The sequence below is a fragment of the Algoriella xinjiangensis genome (assembly GCF_900115015.1).
GTDB classification, from domain to species: Bacteria; Bacteroidota; Bacteroidia; order Flavobacteriales; family Weeksellaceae; genus Empedobacter; species Empedobacter xinjiangensis.
Map to the genome: position 1 here is coordinate 322,908 of NZ_FOUZ01000001.1, position 18,366 is coordinate 341,273.

General features: G+C 28.4%; 17 protein-coding genes and 1 pseudogene. 13 read left to right on the forward strand and 5 right to left on the reverse strand.

Translation table 11 applies throughout. The annotated features are described in order from the left end of the window. Positions 1-62: 62 nt before the first annotated feature. From BM072_RS01450 to BM072_RS01470, 5 genes are all read left to right on the forward strand, one after another. The gene (locus tag BM072_RS01450; RefSeq protein WP_092905826.1) at positions 63-338 is read left to right on the forward strand and encodes a DUF2089 family protein; all 276 of its coding nucleotides are present in this window, start codon (positions 63-65) and stop codon (positions 336-338) included. Continuing rightward, on the forward strand, positions 331-804 hold the full coding sequence (locus tag BM072_RS01455) for a PH domain-containing protein (RefSeq protein ID WP_092905828.1): 474 nt from the start codon (positions 331-333) through the stop codon (positions 802-804). Before BM072_RS01450 ends, BM072_RS01455 begins: the two co-directional genes overlap by 8 nt. Then, on the forward strand, positions 797-1,393 hold the full coding sequence (locus BM072_RS01460) for a hypothetical protein (RefSeq protein ID WP_092905830.1): 597 nt from the start codon (positions 797-799) through the stop codon (positions 1,391-1,393). The genes BM072_RS01455 and BM072_RS01460 overlap by 8 nt, the downstream gene beginning before the upstream one ends. Continuing rightward, on the forward strand, positions 1,390-2,712 hold the full coding sequence (locus BM072_RS01465; protein WP_092905832.1) for a serine hydrolase domain-containing protein: 1,323 nt from the start codon (positions 1,390-1,392) through the stop codon (positions 2,710-2,712). The genes BM072_RS01460 and BM072_RS01465 overlap by 4 nt, the downstream gene beginning before the upstream one ends. Positions 2,713-2,935: 223 nt before the next feature. Then, positions 2,936-4,708, forward strand: a complete 1,773-nt coding sequence (locus BM072_RS01470) for a MutS-related protein (RefSeq protein WP_092905834.1) — start codon at positions 2,936-2,938, stop codon at positions 4,706-4,708. Here the strand turns inward: BM072_RS01470 and BM072_RS01475 are convergent. From BM072_RS01475 to BM072_RS01485, 3 genes are all read right to left on the reverse strand, one after another. Continuing rightward, entirely contained in the window at positions 4,705-5,736 is a 1,032-nt protein-coding gene (locus BM072_RS01475) for a sulfite exporter TauE/SafE family protein (RefSeq protein ID WP_092905836.1), read from the reverse strand. The two genes, BM072_RS01470 and BM072_RS01475, sit on opposite strands and share 4 nt — an antisense overlap. Before the next feature lie 169 nt (positions 5,737-5,905). After that, the gene (locus BM072_RS01480) at positions 5,906-6,742 is read right to left on the reverse strand and encodes a 5'-nucleotidase, lipoprotein e(P4) family (protein ID WP_092905838.1); all 837 of its coding nucleotides are present in this window, start codon (positions 6,740-6,742) and stop codon (positions 5,906-5,908) included. 102 nt (positions 6,743-6,844) lie between these two features. Further along, a complete protein-coding gene (locus BM072_RS01485; protein ID WP_092905840.1) occupies positions 6,845-7,405 on the reverse strand; it encodes a hypothetical protein in 561 nt (186 codons plus the stop codon). Positions 7,406-7,613: 208 nt separating this feature from the next. Here BM072_RS01485 and BM072_RS01490 point away from each other — a divergent pair, with 208 nt between their 5' ends. The 7 genes and pseudogenes from BM072_RS01490 to BM072_RS01520 all read left to right on the forward strand — a co-directional run bounded on the left by BM072_RS01490 (position 7,614) and on the right by BM072_RS01520 (position 15,068). Beyond that, the gene (locus BM072_RS01490) at positions 7,614-8,477 is read left to right on the forward strand and encodes a heme/hemin ABC transporter substrate-binding protein (protein WP_092905842.1); all 864 of its coding nucleotides are present in this window, start codon (positions 7,614-7,616) and stop codon (positions 8,475-8,477) included. Positions 8,478-8,483: 6 nt separating this feature from the next. Next, the gene (locus BM072_RS01495; protein WP_092905844.1) at positions 8,484-9,515 is read left to right on the forward strand and encodes a FecCD family ABC transporter permease; all 1,032 of its coding nucleotides are present in this window, start codon (positions 8,484-8,486) and stop codon (positions 9,513-9,515) included. After that, positions 9,515-10,219, forward strand: a pseudogene (locus BM072_RS01500) (heme ABC transporter ATP-binding protein); the annotation flags it as partial. The gene BM072_RS01495 and the pseudogene BM072_RS01500, both read left to right, overlap by 1 nt. A gap of 81 nt (positions 10,220-10,300) precedes the next feature. Beyond that, the gene (locus BM072_RS01505; RefSeq protein WP_092905886.1) at positions 10,301-11,338 is read left to right on the forward strand and encodes a hemin-degrading factor; all 1,038 of its coding nucleotides are present in this window, start codon (positions 10,301-10,303) and stop codon (positions 11,336-11,338) included. 194 nt (positions 11,339-11,532) lie between these two features. After that, a complete protein-coding gene (locus tag BM072_RS01510) occupies positions 11,533-11,859 on the forward strand; it encodes a hypothetical protein (protein WP_092905846.1) in 327 nt (108 codons plus the stop codon). A gap of 287 nt (positions 11,860-12,146) precedes the next feature. Then, complete coding sequence (locus tag BM072_RS01515) at positions 12,147-13,025, forward strand: helix-turn-helix domain-containing protein (protein WP_245752020.1); 879 nt, start codon at positions 12,147-12,149, stop codon at positions 13,023-13,025. A gap of 96 nt (positions 13,026-13,121) precedes the next feature. Then, on the forward strand, positions 13,122-15,068 hold the full coding sequence (locus tag BM072_RS01520) for an oleate hydratase (protein WP_092905848.1): 1,947 nt from the start codon (positions 13,122-13,124) through the stop codon (positions 15,066-15,068). Positions 15,069-15,257: 189 nt separating this feature from the next. Here the strand turns inward: BM072_RS01520 and BM072_RS01525 are convergent, their stop codons facing one another. Next, entirely contained in the window at positions 15,258-15,860 is a 603-nt protein-coding gene (locus BM072_RS01525) for a response regulator transcription factor (RefSeq protein ID WP_092905850.1), read from the reverse strand. After that, entirely contained in the window at positions 15,826-17,718 is a 1,893-nt protein-coding gene (locus BM072_RS01530; protein ID WP_177190236.1) for a tetratricopeptide repeat-containing sensor histidine kinase, read from the reverse strand. Before BM072_RS01530 ends, BM072_RS01525 begins: the two co-directional genes overlap by 35 nt. A gap of 75 nt (positions 17,719-17,793) precedes the next feature. On the opposite strand from BM072_RS01530, the gene BM072_RS01535 reads away from it, so the two are divergent. Continuing rightward, positions 17,794-18,324, forward strand: a complete 531-nt coding sequence (locus BM072_RS01535; RefSeq protein ID WP_092905854.1) for a hypothetical protein — start codon at positions 17,794-17,796, stop codon at positions 18,322-18,324. Positions 18,325-18,366: the final 42 nt, after the last annotated feature.

The following is an 18,366-nucleotide window of genomic DNA, read 5'->3' on the forward strand; positions in this document are numbered from 1 at the left end:
TATTTGATTTAATTAAAAATATTTTTAACTTATATTAAATAATAGTTTAACTTAATTTAAAAATGATTAAAAAATTACCCGTTTCTTGTCCAAGTTGTGAAAATGAATTGGCTGTAGAAAAATTAATTTGCAACAATTGCGAAACACAAGTTGTCGGAAATTATCAATTGCCATTGTTTTTAAAACTATCTGCAGAAGAACAAGAATTTATTATGCAATTTTTCTTAAGCAGTGGAAGTCTGAAAGATATGGCGAAACAAATGGATGTTAGCTATCCAACGATGCGAAATAAAGTAGATGATTTAATTACTAAAATAAAAACTATTTCTGATGAATAAAGAATTTCTAGTTTCGATGTCGCTATTTTTTAAAATAACTACAATCCTATTAATATTTTTATTGATTAGCGTTGGATTATATATGACGTATAATGAACCTAATTTAAATAGAACTTTACTTATTTATTGGGGAACAGTAATTTCTGTAATTGTTGGTTGTTATCTTTTCTCTTTGAACAAAGTTAAAGTAGACTTGAATAATATTTATATCGTTTCAAAAATAAATACAACTACTATTCCTATAAATAAGATTAAAAGTATTTCGAGAAAATCACAAAATAACTTGATGATTATTGGCGCAAGAGGCATTTATGGACTTATCGGAATATCGATGGATAATTATAGATGCAATATAAAAGATCGTACAAAACTTGTTGCAATAGAACTAGAAAATGCAAAATATCTGATTAGTTGCAACGAGCCAAACGAATTAATTAACACTATAAATACGCTAAAAAATGATTAAAAAATTACTCAATCCATTTGCTTATTTTAATGACAAGATCTTGTTAATTATCGGAATTTTAGCTCACATCTTTTTTACATATATTGCAAAACTTACAAATTCTAACTTTCCTGATTTTTTGAGCATAAAAAAAGGCGGAATAAATTTTACTTTTTTAGATTTATTGTATCAAAATACACGAAACATTGCAATTGCAATTCTGTGTTTATTTATTTTGGGAAAAATCATTAATAAACGAACACGTTTTATTGATATTGTAAATGTCGTTTTAATTTCGAGAATCGCTTATTATATCGTCTTTATAACCAATTTTATTCCTATCATCAACAATAAATTAGACAAAGTTACTGCAGGCGTTATGTCAAATAATTTGGCTGTTTTACAAGAATCATCAACTATGATTGTCATCGTAATTGTTGCATTTATAGCCATATTTTTTATTTGTTTGATGTTTTATTACCTCTACATAGGCTTCAAAACTGTAACAAATCTCAAGACCATTCCACAAACTTTTGCATTTATCGCAACCATTTTATTTATAATTATATCAACCACAATTTTAACACTATTAATACCACAAACTATATGAGAAAATTATTATTGACAACATTTTGTACAGTTGGTTCACTCCTATTTGCGCAAGAATTGAATAAACCTGCTTTGGATAGTTTATTTACTTACATGAACAAAGAAAAAATTGGTGCAGGAAGCGTTTCTATTTTTAAAGATGGAAAAGAAATATATGTTAATAGTTACGGCAATCGCGATTATGAAAACAATTTACCAAACAATGCACAAACTAAGTTTCGTATCGGTTCTATTTCCAAAACTTTTACCGCAACTTTAATTATGAAATTGATTGAAGATGGTAAACTTACATTAAATACAAAACTTGCTAAATTTTACCCAAATATTGCAAATTCGGATAAAATAACTATCCAAAATTTATTGCAACATAGCAGTGGAATTCAGAATATCACAGCAACACCTTCATATTTAGAATGGTATTTAAAAGACATTTCAAAGCCAGAAATGTTAGAAAAAATTAAGGCTTTATCATCAGATTTTGAACCAAATACAAAAGAAGCATATTCTAATACCAATTATATTTTATTGACATTTATTTTGGAAGATGCTAGCAAAACGAAATACGAAGATTTACTTCAGAAATATATTATCAATCCATTAAAACTTACAAATACAAAAATTGGAGGCAAAATTTCTGACACAAATAATGAAGCAAAATCATACGAATATCTAAATAATAAATACATTCTACAACCAGAAACATCTATGACGATTCCGTTAGGAGCAGGATTTCTTGTTTCGACGCCAACAGATTTAAATACGTTTATGAATGCATTATTAAACGGTAAAATTTTAAAACCAACAACAGTTTCGCAAATGAAAACGATAAAAGAAACACATGGATTTGGTTTGTTTAATGATAAAATTAATAACGAAATTGGAATTGGTCATAATGGTGCAATTGATGCTTTTATGTCGTATGCTTTTTGTTTTGAAGCTACAAAATTTTGTTATGCTGTGACGCAAAATTCTAATGAAACACATCTTCCTGTTATCAAAAATAATTTGTTTAATGCAACACATAATCTAAAAATAAATTATCCGAAGAAAGTAATTTCAGCGGAAATTGATGCAAAAACACTTGCAAAATATACCAATACATATTCGTCTAACGATATTCCGATTGGGCTTAAGTTTTTTGTAGAAAATAATACGTTGATGGCGCAAGGAGACGGACAACAACCCTTTCCGTTGACGGCTAATAATCAAACAAATTTTACATTTGCACCTGCCAAAATCGAAATAACTTTTTCTGAAGATGGAAAAACAATGCAAATGATTCAAAATAAAAGAACCTTTAATTTCGTGAAAAAAGACTAAATGTTAAAGTTTTATTAATTGATATACATCAATTTAAAACAAAAAATCTAGTTGTAAATTTGTACCATTAATAAGATAAAAAATGAGTTATTACTTTATAACTCATCACATATAGTTAGTTAGGTTAGGTTATTTTAACACAAGAGAGTTTTTAAAAGCTCTCTTTTGTTTTTTTACAACAAAACATAAATACTTACATTTACGCTTCATAAAGATTTTTTAGATGAAAAATTATAATCAAATTGAAGCCAGATTACAACAAGAATTAGCCATTTTAAAAAACAAGAAAAACAAATTAAGCAACATACGTTTAGTGTGCTTTGTAATTGCCGTTATTTTCTTTGTAATTTATGCAACAAAAGATCATTTTTTATCTTTAGCAATCGCTGGTATATTTTTTATTGCTTTAATTATTTTAGTCGTTATTTCTTCTAAAACATCTTCAGAATTTGATTATACAAAACAAGCGTTGACCATAATTTCGCAATTATACATAAATGATCGAAATGATGATTATGAAGCTGATAACACGGAATTTGACAATGTTTACAACAAAGATTTAGATATACTCGAAGGAAATTCGTTGTTTAATCGCATCAATAAAACACAAACCCGATTAGGAAATAATCAGTTAAAAACATATTTATCAAATTTACTTTTATCCAAAAATGAAATCATAAAAAGACAAGAAGCTTTTAAAGAATTAAGTCTAAAACATGAATGGATTGTAAAGTTTTTAACGTTTTCTAAACGATTAAACATGAATCAATCAGCTATTTTTAAATACGAAAATAGAGTTTTTGAGAATCAATCGATTCGGTTTATTCCAATCATTTTTACAGTTATAAATATCGGGATTTTTATTTATTTAGCGTTTAATGGTTTCCCAAAACAAGATGTTTTTTATTGGCTGGTTAGCGCTGTTGCTTTAGCAAGTATTGTCAATTTTATTTTCAGAAATCAATTGGCTAAAGTTTCGGCTTATACAAATATGAAAGCAGATGAATTAGGTAATTTGAACGAAATTTTTCATCATATTGAAGAAGAAGATTTTCAAGCGGAACTTAATCAAACCATTAAAAAAGCATTTATAACGGACAATAAAAAAGCATCACACTTAATAAAAACAATTTCATCGAGCAAAGAAACTTTAGATGCTTTTAGTTTTCCGATTATAGGTTTTGTCTTGAATAATTTATTTTTATGGCGTTTGTATTATTCGATTCAATTTGAAAATGAAGTTCAAAAAACTGTTCATAAAATAGAACCTTGGTTGCAACAATTTGCAACGTTAGAGGCGTTTGTATCATTTGCGATTTTTAATGATAAATTTTCAAGTTTTACTACGCCATTAATTTCTGATGAACCATATCAATTAAATCTCAAAAACTCATACCATCCATTATTAGAGGAATCTATTGCTGTAAAAAATAATTTTGAGACCAATAGACCAAATAATATTGCCATTATTACTGGTGCAAATATGGCTGGAAAAAGTACATTTTTGCGCACTGTTGGTACGAATTTAGTTTTGGCGATGAATGGTGCAAATGTAAGTGCGGACGAAATGTTTTTCTATCCAATGAATCTTTTTACGAGTATTAGAACGGTCGATAATTTGTCGTCTGGTGATTCATATTTCAAAAATGAAATCAATAAATTAAAGATTTTGATTGATCGTTTAGAAACAGAAATTCCACATTATATTATTTTAGATGAAATTTTAAAAGGAACAAATTCAGAAGATAAATTAATTGGTTCGCAAAAATTTTTGGTAAAATTAATGAATATGCCAACTCAATTGGTTGGTTTTATAGCAACACACGATTTAGAATTAACAAAGTTAGAAAACGAGTTTCCTGCTCATATTATTAACTATTGTTTTGAGCTTAAAAATATAGATGACAACTATTTATCTGATTATAAATTGCGTAAAGGCACAACCAAAATGATGAATGCTATTTTCTTAATGAAACAATTTAGAATCATTGATTAAAACTCGAATTTGGTTAGTTTTTTATCTTTAATACAATAAAACTCATAACCTTCTTCGCCAATTTTAAATACTTTTTCTAAATGAATGTCATCGTATTTTGGTAAAAGTTGATTGTATTTTTGTGCTAAATTTTTAGGTAATTCAGATGGATTAATTGGTCGTTCTATCTCTAAACCATCATCCAAAGCATATTCTAAAACCAAATCGCTATTTCGCCATTTTAAAGTTGTTTCATTTTTATCACCTTTTGCAACCGTATACAATTGTACTTTATCTTGATTAATAATTTTTTCGGAACTACTTATCAATAAAACAACGCCAGAAATTACCATTGCACCATACCCTATTTTTCGGAATAAAAAATCGCTCATAAATGGTAAAATATACTTCACTGTATATGCCGAAACCACGGAAGCCACTGCAATTGTTATACCTAACAACAAGGCATTTTTAGAATATAATCCTAAAATAATATAGATAATAAGTTTGATTAAATGTAAAATAATTTCGTTGGCTGCGCGCGTAGCAATAATTTCTTCTTTTGTTAACCCATATTTTAAGTAAAATCGATTAAACAATAAACCAATTGCTCCTGTAATTCCAGAAACAAATCCAGCTAAAAAACCAATAATTGCCAAAACATATTTTGGCGAAGGTTTCTCTTCTTTATCTTGCTCTTTTTTATTCAAAAATAACTGCGGAACATTTGAAACCAATAAAACAGCAACAATTAATTGCAGATAAATTGGATTGATATATTTTATTAAATAAGCGCCTAATAATACGGCTGGAATAGAAAATGGAACGAACCAAAAAAAGATTTTCCAATGTACTGATTTTCGAAAAGCAACAATTCTTGAAGCCGAACTTGTAAGTGTTCCGACTGTTAACGAAAATGGAACAAGAGAAGTTGGAATAATTAAGTTTAAAATCGGAATTAAAATCAAACTTGCTCCACCACCACAAATTGCACTAATCCAAAAAGCTAAAATTGCGCCAATAAATAAAAGAAAAATATTGATTACCATTATATTTTTATTAAACTATACAATGTAAAGGTAAGTTCTACTTATAAAATTAGTTTGGCAAACGAGATAATTTAAGCAAAACTTAAGAATCTATAATTTCATTAATTAAGCTAGAAAAGAGGTTAAAAAAAAGCCAAAATATCTTCTAATATTTTGGCTTTCAGTTATATTATTTTATTGTAGGCATTTCTTTTGTTACTTCGTATAAAATAGAATCGCGCTGTTCTTGCGTCAAATCATATTTATAATCAAACACTGCAGATTCCCAATCTCCGTAACCAACATTAGGTAAAATAATAAACTTTTTACCAAACTCAGTTCCCAATTTTTTTACAGCTTCAGCTCTTTCTTTTTCTGATTTATGATTATCAAAAGCAGAAGAAAAATCAGTTAAACTATCACCCAAAAGCAATGCAATTTCATAGTCTTTTGAAACATTCAATCGACGATTTTCTTTGCTACTTTCTGCTGTTCTAAAAATAATATTATTCGAATTTTGAATCGGAAAATTATACTTTTCTAAATTAGCAACTGTTCCTTTTCTTTCAACTTCGTTTCTATTTGTGATGTAAAAAATTGTAACTCCTTTACTTGCTGCGTAATTAAAGAAATCTAACGCACCAGATAATGGCGTTGCTACACCTTTTTCAGTCCAATTTGCCCAAGAATCTTGTGTCCAAACCTTTCCTTTTTTCGCCATTTCTACTGCATAATACGAGTTATCTAAAAAAGTTTCGTCAATATCTGTTACAATCGCCAAAGGTTTATTTCCTTTTGTTGCAATTGCTTCATCTAAACGTAATTTTGCAATATTGTAAGCTTGCAAAGACAATGCTTGGTATTCTGCCGCATGTTGCTGGTAAAAAGCTGCATAAATCTTTCCTCTAACTTGTAAATTTTGATACGGCGTAACGTTCTCTTGTGGCGCTTTTACGACTTGTTGAGTTTGACAAGCAGAAAAACCTACAAGCATCATACCTCCTATCAATAATTTTATATTTCTCATATTCTTTAAATTCTCGTTTGCAAAATTAGGAAGAACTATTAAAAAAGACGAATTTTAGTGGAAGAGAATTATTTTATGAATGATAAAATCTAAAATATTATCTTACAAAACAATTTTAACTTGCTTTAAATCTGCTTGATAAAGATATTTTTTCAAGACAAAAAGTTCTTCATTAAACTTTACTTCTATCTCAACAAAATCTTGCATTGAATATGTTTTAATCGCTGAATTAAAGAAAAATATGTTACGAATTAATGTTGAATGAGGTAAAATTGTGTTCTTCAATAAAATATCATTTGTCCCCATGTTCAGTTCACCATAAAATGTAACATTCGCTTCCATTTTTTGATTTGTTGCCTGAGAAAAGTAATTCATTTTCACTAAATCTACTCGCGTCGTTTTGTCCGAATGATTGATAAACGTAATCAAAATATCCAAAACTGCTTTATTTTGAGTAATAGATGAAATCTCAAAATCATAGAGCGAAGACAAATCTTTCTCTACTTCTTGTCTTTCCAAATTATCTACAATTTCAGAATACGAAATATGTTGTTCATCATTACGCTTAACAATTACTTGTTTTGACTTTTGCTTTTTAGACAGAAAACTAAATCCTAAAAAACTTAAAATCAATATAATAATTACACTTATTAAATAAATCATTTTTTTCTAAACTATTAATTCGTTCAAGCCTTTTTAAAACCTTAAGAATTGTTGCGCTACAAATTTCTTTAGAATAATAACGAACAAGAAATTATTCAGTAAAAAATGTGCAATAAAATTTTATTTAAAATTATTCTAAATAATGTTGCGTATGAAAATGTTTTTCTTAATCTTTGTGTTTTAATTTAGACTTAATACAAATAACAAAATGAAAAAATTATTTATCTCTACAGCAATCTTAGCCTTGCTTGCAAGTTGCAACAATAAAGATGCTGAAACTGTTGCAACAGATAAAACTGAAGTTGCTATTTCTAACGAAAAAATTGTTTCTCTAAATGGAGCTATTACTGAGATTTTAGCTGATTTAGGCGAAGAAAACAACTTGGTTGGTGTAGATGTTACAAGTACTTATCCTACGTCTGTAAAAGAAAAAGCGAAAGATTTAGGACATGTAAGAAGCTTATCTATTGAAGCATTATTGGCTTTGAAACCAACAAAAGTTTTTGCAACAGATAAAGATTTAACCCCAGAACAAATTGCTCAATTAAAAAATGCAGGAATTTCTGTGGAAATCGTTAAGCAAGATTTTTCTGTAGAAGGAACGAAAGAATTGGTAAAAACAATTGCGACTTCATTACACAAAACAGATTACGAAGCAATCAATACTAAAATTGATACTGATCTTAAAGCTCTAAAACCATTGGCTACAAAACCAAAAGTCTTGTTTATTTATGCGCGTGGTGCAGGAAACTTGATGGTTGCGGGAAAAAATACGCCAATGGAAAAAATAATTGCAATTGCTGGTGGAGAAAATGCTATTTCAGAATTTGAAGATTTTAAACCATTAACACCAGAAGCTGTGGTTAAAGGAAATCCTGATTATATCTTGATGTTTGACAAAGGTTTAGAAAGTATTGGTGGTGTAGACGGCGTTTTAAAATTAGAAGGTGTAGCCACTACAAATGCCGGAAAAAACAAAAAAATTATTGCAATGGACGGTGCATTACTTTCTGGTTTTGGACCAAGAGTTGGGCAAGCTGCAGCACAATTAAATCAATTATTACAAAAATAAAAAACAATGTATCCGCAAATCAGAATACATCTTTCCTTATTAACTTTAACCATCGTAGCTTTTGCTTTAGTTGCATTATTTTTGGGTGTTTATCAATTTAATGATTCAATTTTATCAATTATCAATAACGTATTTACAAATAGAAGTGCCATAAATGATAGTGATTTTTATGTTTTATTTGAATTAAGAATTCCACGAATTTTAATGTCAATTTTAGTTGGCGCTGGCTTGGCGGTTGCAGGAACTTGTTTACAAGGAATTTTTAAAAACCCATTGGCATCACCAGATTTAATTGGAATAACCTCTGGAAGTATCTTATTTGCTGCTGTTACAATTGTTTTAGGAGGATATATTAAAGATTTTGTCCCAGCAATTATTCATTATTCATTACTTAGTTTAATGGCCTTTGTTGGTGCCATGTGTTCAACCGTTTTTGTGTACAAAATTTCTTCTCATCAAAGTAAAACAAACATTACAATTTTATTACTAGCCGGCGTAGCCATTAGTGCGCTATGCGGCGCCGCCACAGGATTATTAACCTATCTATCGACAGAAGAAGAATTGCGTAACCTAACTTTTTGGACATTAGGAAGCATTGCAAGTGCTAACTGGGACAAAATTTTAATTTTAAGCATTGTTATTATTGTTAGTTTCTATTTTTTACTTGGAAAAGGAAAAATATTAAACGCAATGATGTTGGGCGAAAAAGATGCCGAACATTTGGGAATTAACGTAGAAAATACCAAAAGACAAATCATTGTATTTTCAGCTTTATTAGTTGGTACAATTGTTTCTTTTACAGGAACTATCGGATTTGTAGGGCTAATTGTTCCTTATATTTTACGCTTAATTTTCAAATCAAATTATGTAATTATTTTACCATTATCCGCTTTTTTAGGCGCAATATTAGTTATTGTAGCCGACACAATTAGCCGAACATTGGTTGCTCCATCAGAAATTCCGATTGGTATTTTAACGTCATTAATGGGCGCGCCAGTTTTTATTTCAATATTAATGAATTATAAAAAATCATTGTAATGCTAATTGTAGACAACGTAAATTATCAACACAAATCATTCAAGATTTTAGAAAACATTTCGTTTGATTCTGATGCCGGAAAAATGATTGCAATTGTAGGACCAAATGGCGCAGGAAAATCGTCGCTATTAAGTTATATTGCCAATGAAATTGATCCGAAAAAGAATACAATTCAATTAAAAAATATTGCGCTAAAAAATTGGAAAAAAGAAGATTTACCTCAACACAAAGCAAAATTTTCGCAACATCAACCAGCTGATATTCCACTAACTGTAGAAGAAGTTGTGCTGATGGGACGTTATCCTTATTTTAGCAATACACCACAACAAAAAGATAAAAATTCGGTTGATTTTTGGTTAAACAAAACCGATATTAATCATTTAAAAAATAGAGATTACCAACATTTATCTGGTGGAGAAAAACAACGCGTTCATTTGGCGCGAGTTTTTACACAATTGGATAATAATCATCCTCAAAAATTAATTTTATTGGATGAACCACTTAATAATTTAGATATTTCACATCAATTTAATTTGTTAGAAATATTAAAAGAATTTACTGCAAAAGGTGATTTGGTTATTTTGGTGATGCACGATCTTAATTTGGCTTCGCAATTTGCAGATGAAGTTATTTTGATGGATAAAGGGAAAATTGTACTACAAGCATCACCAGAAAAAGTATTTAAACCTGAAATAATTTCTAAAATATACAAGTTTCCTTGTACAATTTGTCAAAATCCAATCGACCAAAAACCGCTTATTTTATTTGGACAAAAAACAATCAAAATGAATACAACAACAGATTTAAAAACACAATGGAATGATTTGAAAGCAAATCAACCAAAAATAAGAATTCGTAATGCTGCCAAAGATCTTGGTGTTAGCGAAATGGAATTGTTAGCAACACAATTAGGTGAAAATGTAACAAAATTGAAACCCGAATTTGCTGCAATTTTACCAGAAATAGAATCTTTAGGAAAAGTAATGGCTTTAACGCGCAACAACGAGTGTGTACACGAGCGTAAAGGTATTTATTTAAACCCTGATTTTTCTTCTCCACATGCGCAATTATTTGTAGGAGAAGATATTGATATGCGTATTTTTTTAACACATTGGAAATCTGCTTTCGCTGTAGTTGAAGCTTCTGAACATGGCGAACGCAAGAGTTTACAATTTTTCGGAAAAGATGGAGAAGCAATTCATAAAATCTATTTGGTTCCGCAAAGTAATACCGAAGCATTTGATACTTTAGTCGAAAAATACAAAGATGCTGATCAAAAAACGGTTGCAGAAACTGAGAAAATTGTAAATAACACAATCGAAAAACCAGATACTGAAATTGATGTAGAAGCTTTCCGTCAATCGTGGATTGACTTAAAAGATACACATGATTTCTTTATGATGTTGCGTAAATTTGGCGTAACTCGTACACAAGCTTTACGTTTGGCTCCGACGGATTATCATGCAAAAAAAATAGAGAAAGATGCAATTGTAACGATGTTAGAACAAGCGTCTGAAACACAAACACCAATCATGGTTTTTACGGGAAACAAAGGAAATATACAAATACATACGGGCGAAATAAAACGCACAATGTGGCATGAAAACTGGTTTAATATTTTAGATCCAGATTTTAATATGCATTTGGATATGAGCAAAATTACCGAAGCTTGGATTGTAAGAAAACCTACTGAAGATGGTATTGTTACTGCAATTGAAGTTTTTAATGACAAAGGTGAAATTATCGTTCAATTCTTTGGCAAAAGAAAACCAGGAATTCCTGAATTGGAACAATGGCGAGAAATTGTTGCGGGATTAAACTAAAAACCAATCCATATTATATTGTTAGAATCTCGGCTGATTTATCGGTCGGGATTTTTTTGTGAATGAAAAATTCTTGTTTTACTCTGAATGATAATTCTTTCATTTTACGGGAAACCGTAATAAATAAATTGCTTGTTGATGTATTTTTATCCAAAATAATTATTAATAATTGCCTTTTATATTTTTAAGAAAACATGAATAAACTGTTTACACTTTTCATTAGCTTTATTACACTTATCGCTTGCCAAACAAATACTTCAGAAACTATCGGGAATCAACTAAATGGTACTTACTGCGCCGAAATAAAATACAGTAATTCTAAAACCCAAAAAAATAGTACTTACACCCTACCCGTTGTTATAGAAAGTAATTATTTGACTAAAATTAATTGGAATAATGGTGGATGGTTAGATGATTCTCATTTTAAAGAACCTGAATTTATTAATCAAAAAACTTCGTTTACAGATGATCGCGGTAGAACATTTAAAATTACAATTTTAGCCGAAGGATCTTGTGATTAATCTATAAAATAAACACTTATTATCAACGAATTAAGTCTTACATTAAAAATAGATTAAAATATTATTTTTATAACATTTGTCTTGCCTTAAACTATATTATAATCACTATTTTTGTTTATATTAAAAACATATAAAACGCTCTTACTACACAAGTTTTATAATGTCAGAATGATTATTTTACCTAAAAAAACGAACTATTTTAGGTAATCAATGATTAACATTTCATTGTTATTATATTTCTCGATTTGTAAAACTCTTTTTCCAAATATTAACCAAAAAGTGAAAAGGTGGATAAAATAAGAGCATACGAAAATCTCCAAGAGACTTTATTATTTTATGGTGTTAATACTCATCAACCATATTATATTTCTTCGGGCAATCTAATTCTGAAATTTCCTGAATCACCTTTTCGAATGGATTTTTACGCATTTTGTATTTGTATTTCAGGAGAAATCGAGTTAAAAATTGATCAGAATGAATATAAAATTACTGAAAATAGTTTTCTTATTTCTGCACCAACTACAATTGTTCAATTTGTTAAAACAAGTAGAGATTTCAGAATGAAAATTATTTTTTTTCATAAGAATTATTTGCTAAAAAATACTGTAAATGCTTTTTCTATTGAAAGACTTGATCTTTTTAAAAATTCGTCTTTTACTATCGAAAAATCAACCAAAGAAACTACTTTACATCTATTGATGTTAATTGGATATTTAGAAAGTAAAACGAAAAACAAGCAGCGGTTTACAGAAGATATTTCTAGAACAATTATCATGAATATTCTTTTAGAAATTGCCAATCTCATCAATAATCATAAAAAAGAAAATCACATTCAAAAACAAGACAATCAATTATATTATCGATTTATTGAATTAGTGCAAACGAATATTTTGTATCAGAAAAAAGTAAATTTTTATGCTGATAAATTATGCATTAGCCATAAATATTTGATTAGTGTAATTAAGAAAACATCTGGTAAAACACCTCATCAAATTATAGATGAAATTCTTTTGAAAGAAATTTACATTCTGCTTTCTGATTCGGAAAATAATATTTCGGAAATCGCATTTATTACTGGTTTTAATTCTTTGTCTGCTTTTGGTCGATTTTTCAAAAAACACACCACGCTTTGTCCTTTGGACTATAGAAAACAATTTATTTCGTAAAAGAGGAAACTTAGTATACATTTCAAGAATTTAAGGACACACCAATCATTTTAGGTTTATCTAACTTTATAGTATTAATCTAAAATAAAAAGAACTATGTCTACAATTCCTAAAAAATTTGACAAATTTTTAGCTGCCTCATCGGTTTCTAAAAACATCAATCATCAACCAGATTCTAGCAAAGAAACTCCTCGAAATACACCAGAAAAATCATATCCTTTTTCAGATCAAATAGGAAATTATCAACGTAACAAAGGTATTCCGACAAAATCTTATAAAGACAATAAAGTCTACATTATAGGAAGTGGAATTGCAGGTTTATCAGCGGCTTATTATTTTATTCGAGATGGGCATTTTACACCAGAAAACATTCATTTTATTGAACAATTGGCTGTAGAAGGCGGTTCTTTGGATGGTGCCGGAAATGCAAAAGACGGTTATATAATTCGTGGTGGACGAGAAATGGATTGTACTTACGAAAATCTTTGGGATATGTTTCAGGATATTCCTGCATTAGAACTTCCTGCGCCTTATAGTGTTTTGGACGAATATCGTCTTGTAAACGACAACGATTCTAACTATTCAATCGCTCGATTAATTCATAATAAAGGAACCGTACAGGATTTTAGTAAATTTGGTTTAAAGAAAAAAGATCAATTAGCAATCATCAAATTACTTTTAAAGAAAAAAGAAGAATTAGATGATATTAAGATTGAAGATTATTTTAGCGAAGCATTTTTAGCCAGTAACTTTTGGACTTTCTGGCGTACAATGTTTGCATTTGAAAATTGGCATAGTTTACTTGAATTTAAATTATATATGCACCGTTTTTTACATGCAATTGATGGTTTAAATGATTTATCTTCTCTCGTTTTTCCTAAATACAATCAATTCGACACATTTGTTACTCCTTTGGGTAGATGGTTAAAAGAAAAAGGCGTTACAATACAACTTAATACGTTGGTTGAAGATTTGATATTGGATACAAGTAACGAAAATAAAAGTGTAACAGGAATTAAAGCCACACAAAACGGTCAAGATATTATTATTCCTATAAAAGATGATGATTATGTTATTGTAACCACTGGTTCTATGACAGAGGATACTTCTTACGGAACAAACACAACTGCACCCGTTTTAACAATAGACAATAGTAATAGCGGTAAAAGTCCGGGATGGCAATTGTGGAAAAACTTGGCGGCAAAATCTCCAATTTTCGGAAAACCAGAAAAATTTTGTTCTAATATAAATCAATCTTCATGGGAATCTGTTACGCTTACTTGTAAACCATCTGCTTTTGTAGAAAAATTAAAAGAATATGCGGTTAACGATCCTTATTCGGGAAAAACTGTTACAGGAGGAATCATTACGATTACCGATTCTAATTGGTTAATGAGTTTTACATGTAATCGTCAACCTCACTTCCCTACTCAACCAGATGATATTTTGGTTATTTGGGTTTATTCCTTATTTATGGATAAAGAAGGTAATTACACTAAAAAAACGATGCCAATGTGTACAGGAAATGAAATTCTTGCGGAATTATGTTATCATCTAGGTATAGAAGAACAATTGGATAATGTGATTGAAAATACCATTGTTCGTACAGCATTTATGCCTTATATTACCTCTATGTTTATGCCAAGAGCAAAAGGAGATCGTCCAACTGTTGTACCCGAAGGTTATACGAATTTAGGTTTAGTAGGGCAGTTTGTTGAAACAAATAATGATGTTGTTTTTACAATGGAAAGCTCTGTAAGAACGGCACGTATTGCAGTTTATGAATTACTTAATTTAAATAAACAAGTACCAGATATTAATCCATTACAATATGATATTCGCCATTTGTTAAAAGCGACAAAAACATTGAATGATGATCAACCATTTTTGGGCGAAGCATTACTAAGAAAAGTTTTGAAAGGAAGTTACTTTGAACATATTCTTCCTCCGAATGCAGACCATCAAGAAGATCATGAAAAAGAATCATTTTTTGTAGAACAATTTGGTAAATTTAAAGAATGGGTATCACACATCAAAGATTAAAAAATATCTGTGCTTAAATTATAAAATTGGGTAAAGCAAATTTGGTTGCTTTACCTAATTTTTTTGTTGTTTGTATTTCATGCATGAAAACTAATATTAGCCTTTTGTCTTTTTCAGAAATTTCATCATGAAAATAATCACTAAAAACAACATGAATGAAAAGATAAAATTGCGTACGTTTTTTGAATATTAAAACTGAATTTGTCCTAATATTATTGCTTTTTTTATAAGTTCGGCATTATTTGTAACATTAAGCTTTAGGAATATATTTTTTTTATGTGTTTCTACGGTGTATTTACTCAACGCTATTTTTTCTGCAATTTCGATAACTGTTAATCCATCCGCAATTAAATTAACGATTTCTTTTTCTCTAGAACTAAGGAGAGCGGGATTAATAATTTTTGTTGTTTTATGATCATTTTCTTTTTTATATGTTCCTTTAAACACTGCTCGTACAACAGCAATTAACTCTTTATTAGAAACTTCTTTTAACACTGCTGCATCTACAAGTTTATCATCAATATTATTGGCATAAGAACTGAGAACAATAATACGACCAGAAAATTGTTTTTTCTTAATCTCATTTATAAGTTCTAAACCATTCATATCAGGCATAGAAACATCTACAATTAATATGTCAATTATAAGATTGTCAATAGATTTTATAAAATCTATTGCTTTATTTGCTGTGTAAACAATTTTAAAATCGTTCTCTTGTTGAAGTAAATTTTTTAATCCTTCTAAAAAAATCTGATGATCATCTACCAACGCTATTTTTATCTCCGTCTTCATCTAATTCTATTATTATTGTTGTTCCGTTTCCTATATTAGTATCAATTGTTAATTGACCTTTTATAAGTTCTACTCTTTCTTTTATATTAGATATTCCTATTCCAGCTCCTGCTTCTTTTAAATTAAAACCTTTGCCATCATCTTCTATTATTAAGGTAAGTTTATTTTGATTTTTTGTTACAGTTATCACTACTTGTTTAGCAACTGCATGTTTTTCTATATTGGTTAAAACTTCTTGTAAAATACGATAAAGATGTATTTTTTTTACTGTTTTTAACGAATCTAAAGCATTATTTGGATAAATATTAAACTCTATTTTTATATTTGTTTTATTTTGAAAAGTATCTAATAAATCTACAAACAATTCTAAAATTGGTTTTTGATTAATTAAAGAAATACTAAGATCATGCGAAATTTCTCGAACTTCTTTCATCAAGCTTTTGGTCCCATTTTTTAGAAACTCTACATCTTCATTTGATATTGTTTGTTGATGAAGTATATGTTTTAAAACAGATAGCTTATTTCCAACGCCATCGTGTAAATCTTTTGCAATTCTATTTCTCTCATCATCTTGGCTTTTTACCACATCTTGCATTCTTTTTACTTCATGTTCTTGTAATAATAATAGATTTTTCTTTTTTTGTTTAGATTTATAGATAAGTCCTATTGTTAATAATCCTAAAATTCCTACGACAGTTGTAAAACGAATCCATAAATTTTCGGTTTCTTTATTTCTTTTTTCAAGTTTTAATAAATTTATTTGAAAGTCTTTTCGCTCTACATCAAATTTAGTCTGAATTTCATGTATTTGTTTGTTTTTCTCTAAGCTAAAAATGCTGTCTTTTAAGCTGTTTTCTAAATTTTTATAAAAAAATGCTTTTTTATAAACTGATAAATTAAAATATACAGTAGAAAGTGCTTTGTACAATTCTATATTATAATCGTGATCTTTATTCTCTTTTAAGAGTTTTAAAGCATTATCTAAATATTTTTTAGCTTTTACATTATTTTTCTCAGCCTTCATATAGTATATTCCCAAATACAAATTTCCTTGAAATTGGTATCGACTTACATTAAATTTATTTGCTAATCTTAATCCTTCAATAAGATTTAGTTTAGCTTTATCATAATGTTTTGTATCCAAAAAATTGAGGTAAATAATCCCTATATTTAAATACTGACTAATCAATTGATAATCTAATTTATTTTTTTTTCCTAATACCAATGCATTATTTATATAATACAATGCACTATCTTGATTACCATTCATATACAATACACCTAAACTGTTGTAGGTATTACTTAATGAATTTTCTAATTTATTTTTTTTCTGAATTTTTATCGCATCATGATAATACCTCAAGGCATTTATCGTATCATTTTCGGTTACATATATATTTGCTATATTGCTTAATACATCAGCTGTATTGTTAGATAACTTAACGTCTTTTGAAGAATATTTTACAGATTCGTGGAAATATTTTAATGCTTTCTTTTTTTGATTTTTATAATTATAAAGACTTCCTTTTATATTTAATGCTTTAGACAATGTCTCTATATCATTTACCTTTTTTGCGTAATTACTTGCTTCATCCATATAAACTTCGCTTAACGAATCTTTTTCATATAAATAATAGCAATAACCTAATCCATAAGTTGCTTTAGCCAATAACTTTGTATTCTTATTTTTTTTACTGAGGTTGTAAGAAATCTCTATTGCTTTATAAGCTTTATCTAAATCAGAATCAGAATAACGTTTATATATTTTATAATATTCTACTTCTTTAACCTCAGCTAGTTGATTTTGTCCAAAAACAAAAGTTGAGAAAATAAAAAGTATATAAAATTTAATAGACATAAAATTTTTGCTCAAAAATACCATATTTATGGTATTTCAAGAGGATAAAGCATCTTATATATTTGCTTAAAAAAAATGCAGAAATTTTTATTCCTTCTTTTCATTATATTCTCTATAAAAGCAATTGCACAAATACCTATTGATAATGCTATAAGTGGTCAAAAGCAAAATATGTTTTTCTCTTATTATAATGAAAATGTTATACTAACTAACGAAAATTATGATACTGAATTTAGTGGAGTAATACAATTTTTAACAAATGATGGTGGTGTTAGAATAATTCCTAAAAATAATTTCAAAATCATTATAAAACCTATCACTCATAATAACAATAATCTTTTAGATGGAGACACCACAGTTCTTGGCTCTAGAAAAGATAATACAAGTAGTGGTCAAAAAAGTATAAATAATATAACAATATTTCCTGTACCTACTACACATTTTTTAAACATTACTTCTAATCATGGTATTTGCAATTATCAAATACACGATATAAATGGTAATGTAAAATCTCAAAAAAATATACCGTGTGTAGAAAATCTTAAAATAGATGTGGATATGCAAACAAAAATAGGAGTATTAGTTAAGCTACATTTTTATAACTAATTTTTTGTTGATTAAATTCTTCAATCGTTTTATAATTTAAGG

What these genes read in the sequence shown, in the direction of transcription:
- BM072_RS01480 (WP_092905838.1), bottom strand. Translation starts at nt 6,742, where the DNA reads ATGAGAAATATAAAATTATTGATAGGAGGTATGATGCTTGTAGGTTTT.
- BM072_RS01490 (WP_092905842.1), top strand. Translation starts at nt 7,614, where the DNA reads ATGAAAAAATTATTTATCTCTACAGCAATCTTAGCCTTGCTTGCAAGT.
- BM072_RS01520 (WP_092905848.1), top strand. Translation starts at nt 13,122, where the DNA reads ATGTCTACAATTCCTAAAAAATTTGACAAATTTTTAGCTGCCTCATCG.
- BM072_RS01460 (WP_092905830.1), top strand. Translation starts at nt 797, where the DNA reads ATGATTAAAAAATTACTCAATCCATTTGCTTATTTTAATGACAAGATC.
- BM072_RS01455 (WP_092905828.1), top strand. Translation starts at nt 331, where the DNA reads ATGAATAAAGAATTTCTAGTTTCGATGTCGCTATTTTTTAAAATAACT.
- BM072_RS01470 (WP_092905834.1), top strand. Translation starts at nt 2,936, where the DNA reads ATGAAAAATTATAATCAAATTGAAGCCAGATTACAACAAGAATTAGCC.
- BM072_RS01450 (WP_092905826.1), top strand. Translation starts at nt 63, where the DNA reads ATGATTAAAAAATTACCCGTTTCTTGTCCAAGTTGTGAAAATGAATTG.
- BM072_RS01475 (WP_092905836.1), bottom strand. Translation starts at nt 5,736, where the DNA reads ATGGTAATCAATATTTTTCTTTTATTTATTGGCGCAATTTTAGCTTTT.
- BM072_RS01535 (WP_092905854.1), top strand. Translation starts at nt 17,794, where the DNA reads ATGCAGAAATTTTTATTCCTTCTTTTCATTATATTCTCTATAAAAGCA.
- BM072_RS01510 (WP_092905846.1), top strand. Translation starts at nt 11,533, where the DNA reads ATGAATAAACTGTTTACACTTTTCATTAGCTTTATTACACTTATCGCT.
- BM072_RS01530 (WP_177190236.1), bottom strand. Translation starts at nt 17,718, where the DNA reads ATGTCTATTAAATTTTATATACTTTTTATTTTCTCAACTTTTGTTTTT.
- BM072_RS01505 (WP_092905886.1), top strand. Translation starts at nt 10,301, where the DNA reads ATGAATACAACAACAGATTTAAAAACACAATGGAATGATTTGAAAGCA.
- BM072_RS01495 (WP_092905844.1), top strand. Translation starts at nt 8,484, where the DNA reads ATGTATCCGCAAATCAGAATACATCTTTCCTTATTAACTTTAACCATC.
- BM072_RS01485 (WP_092905840.1), bottom strand. Translation starts at nt 7,405, where the DNA reads ATGATTTATTTAATAAGTGTAATTATTATATTGATTTTAAGTTTTTTA.
- BM072_RS01525 (WP_092905850.1), bottom strand. Translation starts at nt 15,860, where the DNA reads ATGAAGACGGAGATAAAAATAGCGTTGGTAGATGATCATCAGATTTTT.
- BM072_RS01465 (WP_092905832.1), top strand. Translation starts at nt 1,390, where the DNA reads ATGAGAAAATTATTATTGACAACATTTTGTACAGTTGGTTCACTCCTA.